Annotated in this window: 17 protein-coding genes and 1 tRNA gene; 5 read left to right on the top strand and 13 right to left on the bottom strand. The window is 53.5% G+C overall.

All coding sequences use genetic code 11. The features are described 5' to 3' along the window. Positions 1-23 precede the first annotated feature (23 nt). The 4 genes from QNN86_RS06450 to ghrA all read right to left on the bottom strand — a co-directional run bounded on the left by QNN86_RS06450 (position 24) and on the right by ghrA (position 2,982). The gene (locus QNN86_RS06450) at positions 24-506 is read right to left on the bottom strand and encodes a DUF1097 domain-containing protein (protein WP_135912264.1); all 483 of its coding nucleotides are present in this window, start codon (positions 504-506) and stop codon (positions 24-26) included. Positions 507-607: 101 nt separating this feature from the next. Further along, positions 608-1,162: a molecular chaperone gene (locus tag QNN86_RS06445; RefSeq protein ID WP_137362098.1), complete on the bottom strand. Its 555-nt coding sequence runs from the start codon at positions 1,160-1,162 to the stop codon at positions 608-610. Between the two features lie 24 nt (positions 1,163-1,186). Beyond that, entirely contained in the window at positions 1,187-1,924 is a 738-nt protein-coding gene (locus QNN86_RS06440; RefSeq protein ID WP_414210790.1) for a phosphatase, read from the bottom strand. Positions 1,925-2,043: 119 nt separating this feature from the next. Beyond that, entirely contained in the window at positions 2,044-2,982 is a 939-nt protein-coding gene (gene ghrA, locus QNN86_RS06435) for a glyoxylate/hydroxypyruvate reductase GhrA (protein WP_414210789.1), read from the bottom strand. A 232-nt stretch (positions 2,983-3,214) separates the two neighbouring features. Between ghrA and QNN86_RS06430 the strand changes: the two genes are divergently transcribed. Then, a tRNA-Ser gene (locus QNN86_RS06430) sits at positions 3,215-3,302 on the top strand. Between the two features lie 238 nt (positions 3,303-3,540). Here the strand turns inward: QNN86_RS06430 and phoH are convergent. The 6 genes from phoH to putP form a co-directional block, all read right to left on the bottom strand. Next, a complete protein-coding gene (gene phoH, locus QNN86_RS06425; RefSeq protein WP_181499183.1) occupies positions 3,541-4,329 on the bottom strand; it encodes a phosphate starvation-inducible protein PhoH in 789 nt (262 codons plus the stop codon). Next, positions 4,308-4,601 (bottom strand): hypothetical protein, encoded by a 294-nt coding sequence (locus QNN86_RS06420; RefSeq protein WP_170973033.1) that lies wholly within the window; start codon positions 4,599-4,601, stop codon positions 4,308-4,310. Before QNN86_RS06420 ends, phoH begins: the two co-directional genes overlap by 22 nt. Positions 4,602-4,860: 259 nt before the next feature. After that, the gene (gene efeB, locus QNN86_RS06415) at positions 4,861-6,144 is read right to left on the bottom strand and encodes an iron uptake transporter deferrochelatase/peroxidase subunit (RefSeq protein WP_115258892.1); all 1,284 of its coding nucleotides are present in this window, start codon (positions 6,142-6,144) and stop codon (positions 4,861-4,863) included. Between the two features lie 5 nt (positions 6,145-6,149). Beyond that, on the bottom strand, positions 6,150-7,277 hold the full coding sequence (gene efeO / locus QNN86_RS06410) for an iron uptake system protein EfeO (RefSeq protein ID WP_414210788.1): 1,128 nt from the start codon (positions 7,275-7,277) through the stop codon (positions 6,150-6,152). A 58-nt stretch (positions 7,278-7,335) separates the two neighbouring features. After that, positions 7,336-8,169, bottom strand: a complete 834-nt coding sequence (gene efeU / locus QNN86_RS06405; RefSeq protein ID WP_096757602.1) for an iron uptake transporter permease EfeU — start codon at positions 8,167-8,169, stop codon at positions 7,336-7,338. Positions 8,170-8,664: 495 nt separating this feature from the next. Then, the gene (putP, locus tag QNN86_RS06400; protein WP_096757603.1) at positions 8,665-10,173 is read right to left on the bottom strand and encodes a sodium/proline symporter PutP; all 1,509 of its coding nucleotides are present in this window, start codon (positions 10,171-10,173) and stop codon (positions 8,665-8,667) included. 422 nt (positions 10,174-10,595) lie between these two features. Here putP and putA point away from each other — a divergent pair, with 422 nt between their 5' ends. Both putA and QNN86_RS06390 read left to right on the top strand, forming a co-directional pair. Beyond that, entirely contained in the window at positions 10,596-14,558 is a 3,963-nt protein-coding gene (gene putA / locus QNN86_RS06395; RefSeq protein ID WP_414210787.1) for a trifunctional transcriptional regulator/proline dehydrogenase/L-glutamate gamma-semialdehyde dehydrogenase, read from the top strand. A 795-nt stretch (positions 14,559-15,353) separates the two neighbouring features. Beyond that, on the top strand, positions 15,354-15,749 hold the full coding sequence (locus tag QNN86_RS06390) for a lysozyme inhibitor LprI family protein (RefSeq protein WP_414210786.1): 396 nt from the start codon (positions 15,354-15,356) through the stop codon (positions 15,747-15,749). Here QNN86_RS06390 and rutR read toward each other — a convergent pair. Both rutR and QNN86_RS06380 read right to left on the bottom strand, forming a co-directional pair. Further along, positions 15,746-16,384, bottom strand: a complete 639-nt coding sequence (gene rutR, locus QNN86_RS06385) for an HTH-type transcriptional regulator RutR (RefSeq protein ID WP_096757607.1) — start codon at positions 16,382-16,384, stop codon at positions 15,746-15,748. The genes QNN86_RS06390 and rutR overlap by 4 nt on opposite strands. A 194-nt stretch (positions 16,385-16,578) precedes the next feature. After that, on the bottom strand, positions 16,579-16,752 hold the full coding sequence (locus QNN86_RS06380; protein ID WP_096757608.1) for a general stress protein: 174 nt from the start codon (positions 16,750-16,752) through the stop codon (positions 16,579-16,581). Positions 16,753-17,137: 385 nt separating this feature from the next. Between QNN86_RS06380 and wrbA the strand changes: the two genes are divergently transcribed. Both wrbA and QNN86_RS06370 read left to right on the top strand, forming a co-directional pair. Then, entirely contained in the window at positions 17,138-17,734 is a 597-nt protein-coding gene (gene wrbA, locus QNN86_RS06375) for an NAD(P)H:quinone oxidoreductase (RefSeq protein WP_096757609.1), read from the top strand. A 20-nt stretch (positions 17,735-17,754) separates the two neighbouring features. After that, positions 17,755-17,982: a YccJ family protein gene (locus QNN86_RS06370; protein ID WP_096757610.1), complete on the top strand. Its 228-nt coding sequence runs from the start codon at positions 17,755-17,757 to the stop codon at positions 17,980-17,982. Between the two features lie 47 nt (positions 17,983-18,029). Here the strand turns inward: QNN86_RS06370 and agp are convergent, their stop codons facing one another. Continuing rightward, complete coding sequence (agp, locus tag QNN86_RS06365; RefSeq protein ID WP_135912269.1) at positions 18,030-19,271, bottom strand: bifunctional glucose-1-phosphatase/inositol phosphatase; 1,242 nt, start codon at positions 19,269-19,271, stop codon at positions 18,030-18,032. Positions 19,272-19,410 lie beyond the last annotated feature (139 nt).

The raw sequence follows: 19,410 nt of genomic DNA, 5'->3' as shown, positions 1-19,410 counted from the left end.
TGAGGGTAACCTCACGCTTTTTATTATTTACTGGTCAACGAAGGTGATTCTCGGTTTTCACGGCGGGACGCCAGCCACAATCCGCTGTTCTTCATTGCATAGCCAAACACCAGTCCCACTGCTAACGAAGGCAGAACCAGACGCCAGTCCCCCTGCCCTGCAAATGTTGCACATGCACCAATAAACGTACCCGGCACAAATGAAAGCAACCATTGCTTAGCCTGAATGCACATCAAGAAGGCAACAATCCCCGTAATGACATAGCCGATGATGTCCATATGCGGGGCAAGCGCACTACCGTTAATAATCACCAACGCCCACACCACACCGCTTAACAGCGTACACGCTGAGATCCACAGCCCTTTCAGCCCACTCTGCGGACAGGCAAAATAGGCTGTACAACCCAAAAAACCTGCCCAACTGAGTAAACCAAGAGAAACGGCCACCCATCCCCAGATACCGGAGAGAATGCCCGTTGTGATTGCAATAGAAAGAAGTATGTTCATGCCGCGCATCTTAGCAGAAAAACGGCATGATAATGAGATCGTGCACACAATTTATGCAAGCTGATAAATTGCGTTGCAGAATAAAGTGACTTAAATCACATTTACTCTTCGGTATCTTCCTGCAACTCGTCCCACATCGCGCCAATCGCATCGCGCGTCAGCGGCGCCATGGTACGCCAGAATGGGGAACTGGCATGCGCTTCCACTTTGCCAAGGAACGCGCCACACCACGGGAGCAGATAGTCAACGAATAACGTTTCCAGCGCTTCACTTTCATCTTCAGCAGACTGATCTTCAAGCCATGACGCAGCCAGCAGCAATGTGCCGATATGATCAGCAGGAGTATCCGCCAGCGGCATACCGCGCGCAGAAAGGAATGCGCGAACATCGGATTCCTTAGCACCTTCGACCCAAGCGCTGCGATAAGGTGGCACCGCACACTCTTCACCGACAAACAGCGCGTTATAATCTGCAGCCACCTGCGGCATATCACAGCTTTTCTGTAAGCGAGCCAGCAGTTCATCTTGCTCCAGTGGCCAACTTGCTGACAGTTTACCCTCACCGATCACGGTAAAAAGAGGAACCAGTAACGGGTCCTGCGGTTGGCGGTAAAACAGCGATCCCAGGACGCGACACAGGATAGAAAACTCGTTCATTGTTGTATTCCAGTTAGTTCACAATTAAAGTTCAGCAAATTCCGCGATAGGCTCCATGCCGCGCGATTCCAGAAACGCCAGCAGGCGTTTTGGCGATACGTTTAAAATTCTGTCCTCCGGGAAGTTCACATCATCGAGGATTTTACGGCATTCACCAAATTCCCCCAGCGTGAAGGCGGTATGGGAATCCGATCCTAACGCCACCCATCCACCGGCATCGCGTACCGCTGCGGCGACTGCGCGACAGTTGTCTTCACTGCCCTTACGTGAATGCAGGAATGAGGAGTTATTGATTTCCAGTGCTACCTGGTATTTCGCTGCCGCCTGTGCGACGGCGGTAAAGTCTAACTCATACTTTGGATTTCCTGGATGACTGATAATGTGCACATTACCACTCGCCATTGTGGCAATCATCGCCTGGGTATGCGTGTCTTTATCAACAGGTGCGAAAACCGGCTCATGGAAGCCTGCAATGATTAAATCCAGGGAAGTAAACATCGGACCGGAGCAGTCGATCTCGCCGTCAATATTTTTAATATTCGCTTCAATACCGCGGATAATTCCCACCCCGTCCACCAACCTTGGCCAAATGCGCATATTAATAAAATGCCAGTGATGCGGGGCATCTGCCATGTCCGGCCCGTGATCGGTGATCGCAAACAGCTTGATACCTTTGCGTTTGGCTTCGGCGATGTAATCACTCAGGGTACTGTAGGCGTGGGTGCTGGCGACGGTATGCATATGCAGGTCAACGGGATACATAATTCTCTCCTGTAGTCATTTTTCGTCAAGGATAGCAGGTATCTCCACCATTAATACCCTAAATAATTAGAGCTGTAGGACGGTGTTTAGACGAAACCCGGCGGCTGGCCGGGTTGTTATCAATATCCCCTAACGCGATCGACTTGACCCGTTACGGCTTTCCCGCTCTCAAGGTTTAAAATGGTGCGTGAGATATAGTCTACGGCCTCTGCAGGACGCGTCACGGCGGCAATATGCGGCGTCATCGCCACGCGCGGATGTTTCCATAGAGGGTTATTTTCCGGTAGCGGCTCGCTGCTGTAGACGTCCAGCATCGCGCCCTTCAACTTTCCGGTATTCAGCGCAGCCAGCAGATCGTCTTCCTTCAGATGAACCCCGCGTGCCAGGTTAAGCACGAACGCCCCATCCTGCAATTGATTCAGCAGCCCGGTGTTAATAATACCTACCGTTTCTGCCGTATTTGGCAGAAGATTAATCAGCACCCGCGTTTGGCTCAGGAACGCCGCCAGTTCTGCGGTACCGGCAAAGCTTTCCACACCGGGCCAGGATTTACGCGTCCGACTCCAGCAACGCAGCGGGAAGCCCCAGGCTTGCAGGCTCTCAGCCACTTTTGCCCCTAATACCCCTGCTCCCATAATCCCGACGGTGAACTCTTCGCGGGTATACTCTTGCAGCGGTTGCCATTTCGCCTGGTGTTTTAATTCCTGATAATCATCAAAGCGACGAAACCAGTGCAGCACCTGACTCACCGCATATTCCTGCATTTGCAGACCCATACCGGTATCTTCCAGACGGAAAAGCGGGATTGACGCATCCAGCATTTCAGGGTGGGCTTTTAGCTTGCTGAGGATAGAGTCCACGCCGGCGCCCAACGCGAAAACGGCTTTTAGCTTGCGGCCTGCCAGCATATCAACCGGTGGATGCCAGACGAGGGCATAGTCAGCATGCGCGTTATCACCCCGCTTCCATTCACGGACATTTGCACCAGGGATTGCCTTAGCCAGTGCCTTCAGCCACCAGGCCGTATCGAATGTCGGGTGATAGAAAAGTATTTCCATATTAACTCCTGAGCAGTGTTATGCGGAACTTTCTCGCACTTATCATCATTTTCCAAGGAATATCAGAATAGCAAATTTTAGGATGCTGGCAAAAAAAGCAATTCTTGCTTATTTACGCCCCATGTTGCTTGAAGTTTGTGTAAATGCACGTTTTTTTTAAAAAGTAGATTGACGTCGGGGCGGTGTTTCCCCTACATTAGCGCCCGTTCCGCTAACGCAGGAACAACAATACGGTGAGGTGTCCGAGTGGCTGAAGGAGCACGCCTGGAAAGTGTGTATACGGCAACGTATCGAGGGTTCGAACCCCTCTCTCACCGCCATATTTGAAGAAGAGCTCGTACGCAAGTACGGGCTTTTTTTTCGTCTGTTGTAATATGGCGGATGCGATACGAGCATCTTATCCGGCCGACAACGCAAATCCCCGTAGGTCGGATAAGCGAAGCGCCATCAGGCATCCTGCAAAGAAGCGTGTCTGTACTTTTTATATGCATATAAACGATTATCCCTGCTTATAAAAAACAAAGCCCGGTTCCCCGGGCCTTGAAGACGCAGAACCTATCAGCTGTAAGCGTTAAGCGTCCGCTGACAAAGCGCCGAGCGAACGCAATCATCTTTATTGAAACGAACGATTCCAATCATGTCATCTTCTTCGAAGCGGCCCAGCGCATCATTTAGCCCGGATCGAACATGCGCCGGTAAATCGCACTGGGTAATATCCCCGTTCACAATTACCGTCACATTCTCCCCGAGGCGCGTCAAAAACATCTTCATCTGCGCAGCAGTGACATTCTGAGCCTCGTCGAGAATGACAACGGCGTTTTCAAATGTCCGTCCGCGCATATACGCGAATGGCGCGATTTCTACCTTCCCAATCTCAGGTCGCAGGCAATATTGCATAAAGGAGGCACCCAGACGTTTTACCAGCACGTCATACACCGGGCGAAAATAGGGAGCAAACTTCTCGGAAACATCTCCAGGTAAGAAGCCGAGATCTTCATCAGCTTGCAGAACTGGACGGGTGACAATGATCCGGTCCACATCTTTGTGGATCAGAGCCTCTGCTGCTTTTGCCGCGCTGATCCAGGTTTTACCACACCCGGCTTCACCGGTGGCGAAGATCAGCTGTTTACTCTCAATAGCATTCAGGTAGTGCGCCTGAGCCTCATTTCGCGCCGTGATAGGTGTGGCATCGCGACTGTCACGCGCCATACCAATCGCTTCTACGCCGCCCATCTGCACAAGCGAGGTGACCGATTCATCTTCACGTTGTTTATGGCTACGCGAATCCCGTCTCAGCACACGTTTTGCTTCACGACGAGCTTTGATCACTGCTTTTTGTCTTCCCATGGATAGCACCTTGAGTTGTAGGTATACATCACACGCGCCATCTTCGGCACGATTATGCGCACGAACATCTGAGGGTTGGCTTCCTTGTAAGCCATTGCTTGCCTACGAATAAGACACCACACACGGCTACGCGCACCGTACAGGGCGTCGGTAACAAGGATAAGATGTGGAAGAGAGAGGAATTTAGCGGTGACGAGATGGCTACCGGAAGAGAAACGTCCGCGTAAGGTGGTGATAATGTAAGAAACCTGTCCAATACAGGACGTTACCATTCGCGATCTCCATAGTGAATGACTATCACTGCCGGGAACTACCGCTGTTACATATAAGTACAACAGAATTTATTCTCAATGCAACAATATTTTTACTTATTGTTAACTAAATTCCATCTTATCGTTGGCAACAGTCTCTTACAGAGAGATGACAGAATTATTTCACTGCAGCACGTATCACAAAAATTAATTTTTTCGTTCATCGCTGTATCAGGTCAACATGTGAGGAATTGCCCCGCACAGGCGCGGGGCACGGGAATCAGGCTTGTAGCAGAGATTGTCCGAGGTAGTGGTCCGGTGTTTTTACGCCCGGTAAAGCAAAGAAGTAACCGCCGCCAATCGGCTTAACGTACTCCTCCAACGCTTCACCGTTCAGGCGTTTCTGTACGGCCAAAAAACCTTTCTGCAGATCGTGTTGATAGCATACGAACAGCAGCCCCATATCCAGCTGTCCAGATTGCGTCACACCGAGCGAATAGCTGTAGCCACGACGCATCATCAGGCTGGATTCGGTCTCTTTGGTCCGCGGGTTCGCCAGCCGGATATGGCTGTCGAGCGCAATCACCTCACCTTCAGGATCATTGGCATAGTCCGGTACATCATGCTCATGCTGCATTCCCAGCGGAGCGCCGGTCTGTTTATCGCGCCCAAAAATGGTTTGCTGCTCTTTAAGCGGCGTGCGATCCCAGAACTCCACGCGAAACTGAATAAGTCTCACCGCCTGATAGCTGCCCCCTACCGCCCATGCAGGCTCGCCCTGATCGGCCGTGACCCACACCACGTTTTGCATCAGCTTTTCATCAGTACCATCCGGGTTCGCGGTCCCGTCTTTAAAACCGAGTAAATTTACCGGGGTTTCTTTGCCTTTACTGCGTGCAGCATGATCGGAGATAAATCCCTCTCGCTTCCAGCGCACGCTGAGCAGATCCGGCGTGTGCTTGATGATGTCGCGCAACGCGTGGATAACGGTGTCCTGCGTGTTGGCGCAAATTTGTAACAGCAGATCCCCGTGGCACAGCGCCGCATCCAGCGAATCATTCGGGAAGCGCGTCATTTTTTGCAGTGTTTTCGGCATTTGTGTTTTCAGGCCATAGCGCTCATCAAACAGTGAATGGCCGACCGACAACGTCATCGTCAGGTTGTCCGGGGCAATGTAAGCCCCCAGAATGCCGGAGTCCATTGGCGGCAAGCGCGGATTCGGCGTTTCTGGAGCCGGGCCGCCGGTGGTCAGGAACGCAAAGCGATGGGTCAGTAAACGGAACAGACGTTCAAGATCTGCTTTGTCGCTGGCGAGGACATCAAATGCCACCAGCATCATCGAGGCCTGCTGCGGCGTCAGGATCCCCGCCTGATGCGGTCCATAAAAGGGCTGTACATCATCGCGCGCATTGGGTGACAGAGTGCCCGGCGCACTGTGCGGTTTTTGCGCATGCGCAACCGGACAGCCGCCCGCCAGTGCCAGCGCGCCGCCCAATGCTCCCATGCCTTTCAACAGACGTCGGCGTGATGGTTCACTCACGCCGTTTTCATTATCTTGTTGCATGATGCTTAATCCAGACCCAGTACGCCGCGTAATTGCGACAAATCTTCTGCCAGCGTCGTAATCGGTCCTTTCAGCGCGTTGCGATCAGCATCGGTCAGTTTGTCGTAAGTTTCAAACCCGTCTTTGGTGCGATACTTGCTCAGGATGCTATCGACTTTTTTGAAGTTCGCATCCACTTTTGCCAGCAGTTCAGCATTGGATTTTTGCAGTTGCGGACGCAGGAGATCGACAATTTTCTGCGCGCCATCGACGTTGGCCTGAAAATCCCACAGGTCGGTGTGGCTGTAGCGATCTTCTTCGCCGCTAATTTTACTGGCGGCCACCTCTTCAATCAGGCCAGCCGCTCCGCCAACCACTTTTGACGGCGGGAAGGCCAGTTCACTGATGCGCGTTTGCAGGTCGATAACGTCGCTATTCAGCTGATCGGCGTATTTATCCATCCCCTTGGTGGTATTGTCGCCAAACAGCGCTTTTTCCAGGCGGTGGAAACCGGTGAATTTAGGATCGGCGGCTTTTTGCTCGTAATCATCTTCACGTGCATCGATGCTGCCATCGAGGTCAGAGAACAGCTCAGCAATCGGTTCAATACGTTCATAATGCTGGCGCGTCGGCGCGTACAGGGATTTAGCCTTCTCGATATCCCCGGCTTTAATGGCATCTGTAAATGCTTTGGTCCCCGCCACCAGCTGTGCGGTTTCTGCGGTCACATAGGCTTTGTATTCGGTTATTGCGCCGCTCAGGCTCAGCAAGGCGTCACTCTGCGGCGCATCTGCCGTTGCACTACCCTTGACGATCAGCTTCCCTTTCGGGTTCGTCAGCAGGCCGCAGGTCATATCATATTCGCCTGGCTGCAGGTTGGCGGTCATTTTCTGACTAAAGCCCGGCGCAATATTTTCACGCTCTTCCACCACCATCACGCCTTTGAGGATTTCCCACTCCAGCGCTTTCTGACTGTGGTTCTGAATAATGAACTGGGTTTTCCCGGCATTGACCGTGATCGTCATCGGTTCACACTGTTTGTCGTTAACCGTGACGTTGACCTTGGGAATATCTGCGGCGTGTGAGGCAAAAGCAGAAGTAAACAGCGCAGCCATACCCAGCTGCAGCGCACTACGGCGAAAGTTAATCGTCATGACCTATCCCTATAAATAAGTATGTTGTAACTAAATGATATTCTGCGTCGCGTTGTTATCAGGGTGCAGTACGAGACGCCGTAGAGCCTGAACGAGGCGGTAATGCAAACATAATCAGTGCCGGGATCAGGTAGATAAACCAGACGGCAACCTCACTGACGCTTGGCGCTTCCTGGTAACCAAAAATCCCTTCCATCAGCGTGCCAAACAGCGAGTGCGTTGACAGTACGCTGCTCAGATCAAATGCCACATCCTGGAAATGATTCCATAACCCGGCTTCGTGGAACGCGCGAATGGCTCCGGCGGCAAGACCTGCGGCCACCAGCAAAATGAACAAACTGGTCCATTTGAAGAAGGCCCCGAGATTGAGGCGAATGCCGCCAAGATAAATCAGGTAGCCCAGCACAACGGCCGTTGCCAGTCCAAGCATCGCCCCGACCGGTGGCCAGATACCCACATCCTGCTGAAATGCCGCAAGCAGAAAGAACACCGACTCCAGGCCTTCACGAGCGACGGCAAAAAAGACCATCATCACTAGCGCCCAGCCGTGATGATTGCCACGCTGTAGGGCGTTATCGACCGCCTGCTCCAGTTGAACTTTGACGTTGCGCGAAACTTTACGCATCCAGAAGACCATCCAGGTGAGGATCACCACGGCAATCACGGCCACGATCCCTTCAAAAAGCTCCTGCTCTTTTTGCGGAAATTCACCGGTAGTTTCATTGATGAAAATCCCCAGCGCCAGGCATAGCGCCGCCGCCAGCAGAACACCAATCCACATTACGCCAATCCAGCGACCGCGCTGAGTCCGTTTCAGGTAACTGGCTATCAGGCTGACAATCAGCGCGGCCTCTAAGCCTTCGCGCAACATAATCAGAAATGGAACAAACATGCGAAGCACCCTTAAACGTTATTCTCAGTCAACTCGTGAAAAGAAAAGTAAATTACAGTGATAGTGATTATCATTACAGGAAGGAAAAACTCAAGCAGAATGTTTTGAGAATGATGACTTAATGTAAATGGTTAGTCTGATAAGGGTTACTGTGATTTTGCGAAGAGGAAAAAAAGCCCGCACGCGGTGCAATGTTATTCAGTTAACGACACGTTTTCAGAAGGTATCAACATCTGCTGCCGGAGATAATGAACATGCTATCTCAGAGAAAGGTTCCGTTCACCTCATGTTCATCGTTTTTCTATGCCTTGAAGGCCAGTGAACGTGCAAGGGAGGCGGCGGTGAGCCTCCCTTGCACGTTCACTGGTATCTGCGCTTCAGAGAAATGACACTGCTGAGGTGAACGGAAACCTGAGCAAGAATCACATGTTCACCCTACATGCTTAACTGAACCGCATTGCCCGCACGCGGCGGGCTGTAGAAGCAATAAGCAGATTACTCAACCTGTAAACGCGACGGCGGTGCAGAGTGATAATGCGCATCAGCTTCAGCAAACCGTTTTTGCATTGCGGCTGAAGGGGCTTTACCCAGCAAGCTGAATACCACGATACCAATACTGCCGAACACAAAGCCCGGAATAATTTCATACAGGCCCAGCCAGGCGAACTGTTTCCAGACGATAACCGTGACCGCACCAATGATCATCCCAGCCAGCGCACCGTTACGGGTCATACGCGACCACAGTACGGAGAACAGCACCACCGGCCCGAATGCCGCACCAAAGCCAGCCCAGGCGTAGCTCACCAGACCGAGAACGCGGTTTTCCGGGTTAGCTGCCAGAGCAATAGAGATCAGCGCGACTACCAGTACCATGACGCGACCAATCCACACCAGTTCTTTCTGGCTGGCATTTTTACGCAGGAACGCTTTGTACAAATCTTCCGTAATGGCACTGGAACACACCAGCAGCTGGCAGCTCAGCGTCGACATCACCGCCGCAAGGATAGCCGACAGCAGAATACCGGCAATCCACGGGTTGAATAGGATTTGCGCCAGTTCAATAAACACCCGCTCGGCGTTCTGGTTCACCGCACCGGCCAGTGCCGGATTGTTATTGAAGTAGGCGATACCGAAGAAACCAACGGCCACCGCGCCCGCCAGACACAGGATCATCCACGCCATGCTGATGCGACGTGCATGCACGATGCTATGGTGAGAATCTGCCGCCATAAAGCGCGCCAGGATGTGCGGCTGACCGAAGTAACCCAGCCCCCAGCCCATCAGGGAAATAATGGCGACAAAGTTCAGGCCTTTGAGCATGTCCACGTTCTCAATGCTCTTTTGTTTGATCACTTCCAGCGAGTCTTCAAAGCCGCCGACACCAATAATCACCATCACCGGCGTCAGGATCAGAGCAAAAATCATCAGGCTGGCCTGCACGGTATCGGTCCAGCTGACGGCCAGGAAACCACCAATAAAGGTATAGATAATCGTCGCTGCCGCACCCGCCCACAGCGCTGTTTCATAACTCATGCCGAAGGTGCTTTCGAACAGACGCGCCCCTGCAACAATCCCTGAAGCACAATAGATGGTGAAAAACAGCAGAATAACCAGCGCGGAAATAATACGCAGCACGCGGCTTTTATCTTCAAAACGACCGGTAAAGTAATCCGGTAGCGTCAGAGCATTATTATTGAACTCGGTGTGTACGCGTAAACGTCCGGCCACCAGCTTCCAGTTGATCCATGCGCCTAATGTCAGGCCGATGGCGATCCAGCTTTCTGAAATCCCCGACAGGAAAATCGCGCCTGGCAGCCCCATCAGCAGCCAGCCGCTCATATCTGATGCCCCGGCGGAAAGCGCGGTGACAAACGGCCCCAGGCTGCGTCCACCCAGAATGTAATCATCAAAGTTTTTGGTTGAACGCCATGCAATAAACCCAATCAACAACATGCCAAAAATATAGACACAGAATGTCACTAACATCGGTGTGCTAATAGCCATCAAAACTCTCCAAAATTATGTATCGACAATGCCGTGGCTTGCCGTTTTATTACCCTGCCGGAACGTGGCAAAGATATCTATGTTGACCTGGGCGACCGTATCCTGCCGGAAGCAAGGATCATTCACAATCGATTTAACACACCATTTACATCAATTTTGATCTCGAGTAGATAGCATTTTTCTGGAGGTTGCACTCTCTCACACTTTTCGCGGTTGCACCTTTAAAAAGTGTTAACTGCCGCAGAGAAAAAGCGCTCGTATTTTTTACAGACATCCCAACAAATACCACATTTATTAACATTTCATTCATTTTCAAGCTTGCAAACCAAGTCACATTTAACACGGTTGCACAAAGTTGCAACATAGTGGATATTTCTCAGTAACTATCAGTCCCGTATTTCAGCACAACAGGAGTAAACGGCATGGGAACCACCACGATGGGGGTTAAGCTGGACGACGCCACACGCGAGCGTATTAAAACAGCCGCAACACGAATCGATCGCACGCCGCATTGGCTGATCAAACAAGCCATCTTTAATTATCTCGAAAGACTGGAAAATGACGATGCCCTGCCTGAGCTGCCTGCCCTACTGGCGGGTGCAGCCAATGAAGGTGATGACGCCTCGGCATACCAGAATGAAACTCACCAGCCTTTCCTCGAGTTTGCCGAGCAGATCCTGCCGCAGTCTGTTTCCCGGGCGGCGATCACCGCCGCGTATCGTCGTGCAGAAACCGACGCCGTACCGATGCTGATGGAACAGGCGCGCCTGCCGCAACCGATCGCTGAACAGGCTCATAAGCTGGCATATCAGTTAGCCGACAAACTACGTAACCAGAAAACCGCCAGCGGTCGCGCCGGCATGGTACAGGGACTCTTGCAAGAGTTCTCGCTGTCCTCTCAGGAAGGTGTTGCGCTGATGTGCCTGGCGGAAGCCCTGCTGCGTATTCCCGACAAAGCCACGCGCGATGCGCTGATCCGCGACAAAATTAGCAACGGTAACTGGCAGTCGCACATTGGACGCAGCCCGTCGTTATTCGTCAATGCGGCAACCTGGGGACTGCTGTTTACCGGACGCCTGGTCTCCACACATAACGAAGCCAGCCTCTCGCGCTCGTTGAACCGCATCATCGGTAAGAGCGGCGAGCCGCTGGTCCGCAAAGGCGTCGATATGGCGATGCGCTTGATGGGGGAGCAGTTCGTCACCGGGGAAACCATCGCCGAAGCACTGGCTAACGCACGGAAGCTGGAAGACAAAGGTTTCCGCTACTCCTACGACATGTTGGGAGAAGCCGCACTGACCGCCGCTGACGCGCAGGCCTATATGGTGTCTTACCAGCAGGCTATCCACGCGATTGGTAAAGCGTCTAATGGACGCGGCATTTATGAAGGGCCGGGGATTTCGATCAAGCTGTCGGCGCTGCACCCACGCTACAGCCGTGCGCAGTACGATCGCGTAATGGACGAGCTTTATCCACGCCTGAAGTCGCTCACCCTGCTGGCGCGTCAGTACGACATTGGCATCAATATTGACGCCGAAGAAGCAGACCGCCTGGAAATCTCCCTCGATCTGCTGGAAAAACTGTGCTTCGAACCTGAGCTGGCGGGTTGGAACGGGATTGGTTTTGTCATCCAGGCCTACCAGAAACGCTGTCCGTACGTGATTGATTATCTGATTGATCTGGCCACGCGCAGCCGCCGTCGCCTGATGATCCGCCTGGTAAAAGGCGCATACTGGGACAGCGAAATTAAACGCGCCCAGATGGACGGTCTGGAAGGGTATCCAGTGTATACCCGTAAGGTCTACACCGACGTTTCCTATCTGGCCTGCGCCAAAAAACTGCTTGCCGTGCCGAATCTGATCTACCCGCAATTTGCCACCCATAACGCCCATACGCTGGCGGCCATTTATCAGTTAGCGGGTCAGAACTATTATCCCGGACAGTACGAGTTCCAGTGCCTGCACGGCATGGGTGAACCCCTGTACGAGCAGGTTACCGGCAAAGTTGCCGATGGCAAACTGAACCGCCCATGCCGTATTTACGCACCGGTAGGGACCCATGAAACGCTGCTGGCGTACCTGGTGCGTCGGCTGCTGGAAAACGGCGCGAATACCTCGTTCGTTAACCGCATTGCCGACACCACCCTGCCGCTGGATGAACTGGTTGCCGACCCGGTCGAAGCCGTGGAAAAGATGGCGCAGCAGGAAGGCCAGGCCGGTCTGCCGCATCCGAAGATTGCACTGCCGCGCGACCTGTACGGCAAGGGACGCGAAAACTCTGCCGGGCTGGATCTGGCGAACGAACATCGCCTGGCCTCGCTGTCCTCTGCCCTGCTCAACAGCGCACTGCAAAAATGGCACGCGAAACCGATGCTGGAGCATCCGGTAGCTGACGGACAAATGACGCCGGTAATTAACCCGGCGGAGCCGAAAGATATTGTCGGCTACGTACGTGAAGCGACCCCGAATGAAGTGGAACAAGCGTTACAAAGTGCGGTGAATAATGCACCGATCTGGTTCGCTACGCCGCCGCAGGAGCGTGCCGCCATTCTGCATCGCGCCGCCGTTCTGATGGAAGGCCAGATGCAGCAGTTAATTGGCATTCTGGTTCGCGAAGCTGGTAAAACGTTTAGCAACGCCATTGCCGAAGTCCGTGAAGCGGTCGACTTCCTGCATTATTACGCCGGGCAAGTCCGCGATGATTTTGATAACGAAACCCATCGTCCGCTCGGCCCGGTGGTCTGTATCAGCCCGTGGAACTTCCCGCTGGCCATCTTCAGCGGGCAAATTGCCGCCGCGCTGGCTGCAGGCAATAGCGTGCTGGCAAAACCGGCAGAACAGACACCGCTGATTGCCGCCCAGGGGATCGCCATTTTACTGGAAGCTGGCGTGCCGCCAGGCGTGGTACAACTGTTGCCCGGCCAGGGTGAAACCGTCGGGGCACAGCTGACGTCCGATGAGCGCGTACGCGGCGTGATGTTCACCGGTTCAACAGAAGTCGCCACGCTGTTACAACGTAATATTGCCCGCCGTCTTGACGCGCAAGGCCGTCCGATCCCGCTGATCGCCGAAACCGGTGGAATGAACGCGATGATCGTCGACTCCTCGGCGCTGACGGAGCAAGTGGTCGTTGATGTGCTGGCCTCCGCCTTTGACAGCGCCGGACAGCGCTGCTCGGCACTGCGCGTCCTATGCCTGCAGGATGACATCGCCGAGCACACACTGAAAATGCTGCGCGGCGCGATGGCCGAATGCCGGATGGGCAATCCGGGCCGCCTGACCACTGACATTGGGCCGGTTATTGACGATGAGGCCAAAACCAATATTGAGCGCCACATTCAGGCCATGCGCGCCAAGGGACGTCCGGTATTCCAGGCTGCACGTGAAAACAGCGAGGATGCGCGGGAATGGCAAACCGGTACCTTTATTGCGCCGACGCTGATTGAGCTGGAGAGCTTCGACGAACTACAAAAAGAGGTGTTTGGTCCGGTGCTGCACGTCGTACGCTACACCCGCAGCAATCTGGGCAATCTGATTGAGCAAATCAATGCTTCCGGCTACGGCCTGACGCTGGGTGTGCATACCCGTATTGATGAAACCATCGCTCAGGTCACCGGCTCCGCACACGTGGGTAACCTGTACGTCAACCGTAATATGGTTGGCGCGGTGGTCGGCGTGCAGCCCTTCGGCGGCGAAGGCTTGTCAGGCACCGGTCCGAAAGCCGGCGGTCCGCTGTATCTGTACCGTCTGCTGGCTAACCGTCCGGAAAATGCGCTAAGCATCACCCTGGCGCGCCAGGATGCCGATTACCCTGTCGATGCACAGCTCAAGGCGGCGCTGAACCAGCCGCTGGATGCCCTCACCGAATGGGCAGCCGATCGCCCGGCGTTGCAGGCTCAGTGCCAACAGTTTGCTGAACTGGCGCAGGCTGGAACCCAGCGTTTACTGCCTGGCCCTACCGGCGAGCGCAACACCTGGACCCTGTTACCTCGCGAACGCGTCCTGTGTATTGCCGATAACGAGCAGGACGCGCTGGTCCAGATCGCCGCCGTGGCTTCCGTGGGCAGTCTCATCCTGTGGCCGGATGATGCTTTCCACCGTGAACTGGCTAAACGTCTGCCAGCCGACCTTTCCGGACGAATCCAGTTTGCCAAAGCGGATAATCTGACCGTACAACCGTTCGATGCCGTTATCTTCCACGGTGATTCCGATCAACTGCGCACGCTGTGCGAAGCGGTTGCCGCACGGGAGGGCGCAATTGTCTCGGTACAAGGCTTTGCCCGTGGCGAGAGCAATATTCTGCTAGAGAGGCTGTACATTGAACGCTCCCTGAGCGTCAATACCGCCGCAGCTGGCGGGAACGCCAGCCTGATGACAATCGGCTAAGGGTATGGTTAATTAAGGCTCCGGTAACGGCAATACCATTCAGTTAAGCGTGTAGGGTGAACATGTAATTCTTGCTCAGGGTTCCGTTCACCTCAGCGGTATCATTTCTCTGAAGCTCAGGTACCCGTGAACGTGCAAGGGAGGCTCACCGCCGCCTCCCTTGCAACCCAGGCTCCCGGCGGGAAAATCGTCGCTACGCGAGTTATTCGTCTTATTCCGTCTGACTGTCGGGTCGGGGCCGAGCCTGCATCCATGCAGGCCGTCCCCTCTGCCCGCATCCCTGCGGGCAGACCCGGTCAGCCGTCAACACCTCATCAATTTTCAGCCGGACCAGGGTGTCGCTTCAGCGCTCTGGCTTTCAGCTATATCCGTTTTGCTGTTCAGAGATATTCAAGTAAAAGCACAGGTGGACAGGTGTGGGCTGGTCCGGCTGAAAATTGCCGACGTGTTTCCGTAAGGCCGGGAGAGCCAGCATGGATGCTGGCTCAGGGCGCGTTTTGCAGGGACGCTACCTCGCGCCCGGCCCGATAGCCTGGAGAAATAAGCGGAGGGAACCACGAAGTGGCAATTTTCCTGCCGGGAGCCGGGATTGTAAAGGGCGTGGCGGAAAACGCCCTTTACACGTTCACAGGAATCGGTGCCTCAGAAAAACGATGAACATGAGGTGAACGGAACCTCTCTCTGAGATAGCATGTTCATCACCTCCCCAACACTGGTTGATGCTTTCTGAAACTGAGTCGTTGACTGAACAGTATTACCGGTAACGGGGCCTTTTTTATGGAGTCAGAGAGAAGCATGAAACGAATTGTACTGACATGTGCGGCACTGCTGCTCAGCAGCCCGGCGCTGGCAGAAGACTGCACCAACGCGAACACCCAAACTGAGATGAACACCTGTGCAGCAGAGCAATATAAGGCGGCCGACGCCAAACTTAATGAAACGTATCAGAATGCGCTTAAGCGTGCAGCGCCCACTCAACGTGAATTACTGAAAAAGGCGCAAGTCGCGTGGATAACCCTGCGCGATGCTGACTGCGCGTTAATCAGCTCAGGTACGGAAGGCGGCAGCGTACAGTCGATGATCACCAGCCAGTGTCTGACCGATAAAACCAATGAGCGTGAAGCGTTTCTCGCCTCGCTGCTGCAGTGTGAAGAAGGTGATTTAAGCTGCCCGTTACCGCCCGCCGGTTAACGCACGCGGATCCCTTCGATAATCATCCGCTGGACGTTCTCAACCGTTTGGTTAAAAAAGGCTTCATCGCGTAGTGTCGCACCCGTCACTGCTTCCACCTGTGGAGCAAAGTCGGCGTAGTGCTGGGTTGAAGCCCAAATCATAAAAATCAGATGATGCGGATCGACCGGAGCCAGTTTGCCGCTACTGACCCACCCGGCAATCAGCGCGGATTTCTCATCAATCAGCGTTTTGAGATCTCCCGTCAACTCGGTCATCAGCAGCGGCGCGCCTGCCAGCATCTCCATACAAAACAGCCGTGATGCCTGCGGGTAATCGCGGGAAACTTCCAGTTTGAGGCGGATATATTCTTTGATCGCCACCAGCGGCGCAAAGTCTTCACGAAAGGCCTTCAGCGGCGCCAACCAGATGTCGAGGATCTGGCGTAACACGGCAATATAGAGCACTTCTTTTGACGGGTAATAATAGAGCAGATTGGTTTTTGACACGCCCGCCTGCTCAGCCACCTGTTCAAGACGCGTGCCGTGGATCCCAAACTGGGAGAAGATATTTAGCGCCGCAGTTAAAATGGCCTGGCGTTTCGCGTTGACCGCCTGCGAGCGTTTACCTGTTTTTTTCTCTACGCCTTGAGCCATCCGCCCTCTCCTTGTTCTGAGGGCGTCAGCATAACAAATCATACGGTGAATGGATAAATTAAAGCGGCCACGGGAAGGTGTTACCGTGCATCCTTCAAACAAAAAAACCGCCGGATAATCCGGCGGCGGTGGCTTTGCGACGTCTGTCGTTGAACGCTCAGACGTCACGATATAGTTAACAGACAGCCTGGCAATTACGTTTTGTTATTGCCGTGGCTATTTTTGCCCCCTTTTTTGCCTGCCTCTGAAGCGCGTTGCGGGTCATTCTTGAAATTCCCCCCGCTGTGCTGGCCACCTTTTCGACCTGCTTCTGATGCTCTTTCGCGGTCTTCCGCAAAGTTGCCGGAACCGCCTCGATGGTTTGCCATTACTGACCTCCGTCATTGATTAGACATCATATTGCATAGGTACTGAGGAGTGATACCTCACGCAAGCTGTGGGCAATGCCCGATGTTCGCTGCGTGGGATTAAGCATAGTGAAGACTGGCCTGACAACCGGCTAACGGTAATATTCTGCAACAGGTTTGCCGGTATTTGGCGAATAATCACCGCCGGAAATCAATAACCCTTTCTTATGACTAGCAAATCCAACCTGCTCAAAAATGTATCATTTTGCGACAAAATAGAACTGCCATTAAAATTGTTATAAATCAAAGAAATGATGGTGAAATTTGCACTCCTGGCAGTACGTCATATCTTTAAAGAGAGGTAGCGATTCGCTACACAGACGGTTAACTCGAGGAGTAGTGTAAAATGGCAAAAGTTCTGGTGCTTTATTATTCCATGTACGGACACATTGAAACGATGGCCCATGCAGTCGCAGAAGGTGCAAATAAGGTCGATGGCGCGGAAGTCATTATTAAGCGTGTGCCAGAAACGATGCAGCCTGAGATCTTCCTGAAGGCGGGCGGTAAAACACAAAATGCCCCTGTCGCGACCCCGCAAGAACTGGCTGATTACGACGCCATTATTTTCGGCACCCCTACCCGCTTTGGCAATATGTCCGGTCAGATGCGTACCTTCCTGGATCAGACCGGTGGCCTGTGGGCTTCTGGCGGCCTGTACGGCAAACTCGCCAGCGTATTTAGCTCAACAGGAACCGGCGGCGGTCAGGAACAAACCATTACCTCAACCTGGACAACGCTTGCCCACCACGGGATGGTCATCGTTCCTATTGGATACGCCGCGCAAGAGCTGTTTGACGTCTCGCAAGTTCGCGGCGGGACACCGTACGGCGCGACCACCATTGCCGGGGCCGACGGCTCTCGCCAGCCAAGTCAGGAAGAATTGTCTATCGCCCGCTATCAGGGTGAATATGTCGCCGGTCTGGCAGTAAAACTCAACGGCTAATCTGCAACAGGAGGATTCGTATGCCAACTCAAGAAGCGAAAGCCCATCGCGTCGGTGAATGGGCGCGTCTGCGCAATACATCGCCGGAAATCGCCGAGGCTATTTTTGAAGTCGCCCATTATGACGAGAAACTGGCGGAGAAAATTTGGGAAGAAGGCAGCGACGAGGTGCTGATCAAAGCCTTCGAGAAAACGGACAAAGACTCACTCTTTTGGGGTGAACAGACTATCGAACGTAAAAACGTCTAGCATCATGACTCCCCCGTCTGCACGGGGGAGTTTCTTGTTATTTCACTCTACTTTGCCGCCGCATTCAGCACGCTATCGAATTTATCGATCGGGCAGAAGCCATTCGCATCTATCGGGCAGCCTTTCAGTTCCAGCGTCACGCGCTGCGCAGGTGATTTCAACGTCAACACCTGTGCATCACGCAGCTGCTGCGAGCTTTGATAAACATACTCGATTTTCATCAGATCCCGGTTAGCATTACTGTCATGCCAGCGCTGGAAGACAATCTTCCCACCAATCGGCGTGCGTTCGTTCTGGTCATGCAGCTGATACGGTTTGAAATCCAGCGCGGTGAGTAATGACGCAATGTTGGAGTCGTGACCGACCAACACGGTAATTTTCGGCGCTTTTGTACGCTCGGTCACCAGTGCGTTATCGATATATTTCACCAGCGGCCTGGCCACATTTTGCGCCACGGCCGGCGAGGTAAACAGGCTGTCCTGATAGCCATTTTTCAGCTTTGACAGCACCTTCCACTGTTGATCGGATTTGATCTCACCCCAGGCCACCTCATTTAGCGGGAACCCTTCGTAATATTGCAACGTGAACGCATCCACCAGCGAGTTACCAACCTTTAGCGGTCCTGAAACTCCAGGCTCCTGTTGGTACTTCGCAGTAAACGTGTCTTTGGCGTCGGTCAGTGAGCACTGCTGTTTTTCTTTACAGGACGGTGAGTCTTTGTAGTTTGTCATTTGCTCTAGCAACTGGTAGCTGTCGCTAAGCTGCATTTTGCTGCGCTCTTTTTCCATCGCCTGCACGGCCTGCTGACTAAAGGCGGTGGAATCATCGGTGATTACCGGGTTGAAGGTGGGATCCATGGTGCCCATTTTTTCCTGATGGTGCACGGGAACATCGCAGCCCGGAAACGCGCCGGTCACAAAGAACTGCGCCGTTGCGACCGTACGCTGCAGGCTATTGGCGTAGGTATACACCGTGTCCGGGGCCGGACACTCACCGGATTTCACCATCCCCTGCTCTGCCAGCCATTCACGCATGTAATGGCCCATATAGATTTCCAGCACGCCGCCTTTGGTGGTGAGCTGACCGCCCGGCACATCCCATTGTGGCCACGGCTTCGGCGTCGATTGCTCCAGAACGCTGCCATTATTGGCTAAAGGTGCACGTAAGTTATGTCGGCTCATCATCAATACTTGCTGGAGTTGATAGCCCTCCGGCGCGGTCTGCGCCTGTGCGGCGGATGACAGTAATACGACCCCTGCCACGGCTGCGGCGATTAACGATTTATTCATCCCTACGACCTCTTGTTGTTATCAATCACCACTGAGTGTGACAGAAACACGACATTTTTCCGGGAACGCTTTCGCAAAAATGCAGGTGTAGTTAAGGGTTTATCTTAGCTGTGTAAAAATGCCGGGTTTCCCCGGCTCG

Origin of the sequence: Citrobacter sp. C348, assembly GCF_047467975.1 — a bacterium.
Taxonomy (GTDB): domain Bacteria; phylum Pseudomonadota; class Gammaproteobacteria; order Enterobacterales; family Enterobacteriaceae; genus Citrobacter; species Citrobacter gillenii.
The sequence above is the reverse complement of the archived record's forward strand: the minus strand, read 5'-3'. Positions and strand labels throughout refer to the sequence as shown.

What these genes read in the sequence shown, in the direction of transcription:
- QNN86_RS06450 (WP_135912264.1), bottom strand. Translation starts at nt 506, where the DNA reads ATGAACATACTTCTTTCTATTGCAATCACAACGGGCATTCTCTCCGGT.
- QNN86_RS06445 (WP_137362098.1), bottom strand. Translation starts at nt 1,162, where the DNA reads ATGAACGAGTTTTCTATCCTGTGTCGCGTCCTGGGATCGCTGTTTTAC.
- QNN86_RS06440 (WP_414210790.1), bottom strand. Translation starts at nt 1,924, where the DNA reads ATGTATCCCGTTGACCTGCATATGCATACCGTCGCCAGCACCCACGCC.
- ghrA (WP_414210789.1), bottom strand. Translation starts at nt 2,982, where the DNA reads ATGGAAATACTTTTCTATCACCCGACATTCGATACGGCCTGGTGGCTG.
- phoH (WP_181499183.1), bottom strand. Translation starts at nt 4,329, where the DNA reads ATGGGAAGACAAAAAGCAGTGATCAAAGCTCGTCGTGAAGCAAAACGT.
- QNN86_RS06420 (WP_170973033.1), bottom strand. Translation starts at nt 4,601, where the DNA reads ATGGTAACGTCCTGTATTGGACAGGTTTCTTACATTATCACCACCTTA.
- efeB (WP_115258892.1), bottom strand. Translation starts at nt 6,144, where the DNA reads ATGCAACAAGATAATGAAAACGGCGTGAGTGAACCATCACGCCGACGT.
- efeO (WP_414210788.1), bottom strand. Translation starts at nt 7,277, where the DNA reads ATGACGATTAACTTTCGCCGTAGTGCGCTGCAGCTGGGTATGGCTGCG.
- efeU (WP_096757602.1), bottom strand. Translation starts at nt 8,169, where the DNA reads ATGTTTGTTCCATTTCTGATTATGTTGCGCGAAGGCTTAGAGGCCGCG.
- putP (WP_096757603.1), bottom strand. Translation starts at nt 10,173, where the DNA reads ATGGCTATTAGCACACCGATGTTAGTGACATTCTGTGTCTATATTTTT.
- putA (WP_414210787.1), top strand. Translation starts at nt 10,596, where the DNA reads ATGGGAACCACCACGATGGGGGTTAAGCTGGACGACGCCACACGCGAG.
- QNN86_RS06390 (WP_414210786.1), top strand. Translation starts at nt 15,354, where the DNA reads ATGAAACGAATTGTACTGACATGTGCGGCACTGCTGCTCAGCAGCCCG.
- rutR (WP_096757607.1), bottom strand. Translation starts at nt 16,384, where the DNA reads ATGGCTCAAGGCGTAGAGAAAAAAACAGGTAAACGCTCGCAGGCGGTC.
- QNN86_RS06380 (WP_096757608.1), bottom strand. Translation starts at nt 16,752, where the DNA reads ATGGCAAACCATCGAGGCGGTTCCGGCAACTTTGCGGAAGACCGCGAA.
- wrbA (WP_096757609.1), top strand. Translation starts at nt 17,138, where the DNA reads ATGGCAAAAGTTCTGGTGCTTTATTATTCCATGTACGGACACATTGAA.
- QNN86_RS06370 (WP_096757610.1), top strand. Translation starts at nt 17,755, where the DNA reads ATGCCAACTCAAGAAGCGAAAGCCCATCGCGTCGGTGAATGGGCGCGT.
- agp (WP_135912269.1), bottom strand. Translation starts at nt 19,271, where the DNA reads ATGAATAAATCGTTAATCGCCGCAGCCGTGGCAGGGGTCGTATTACTG.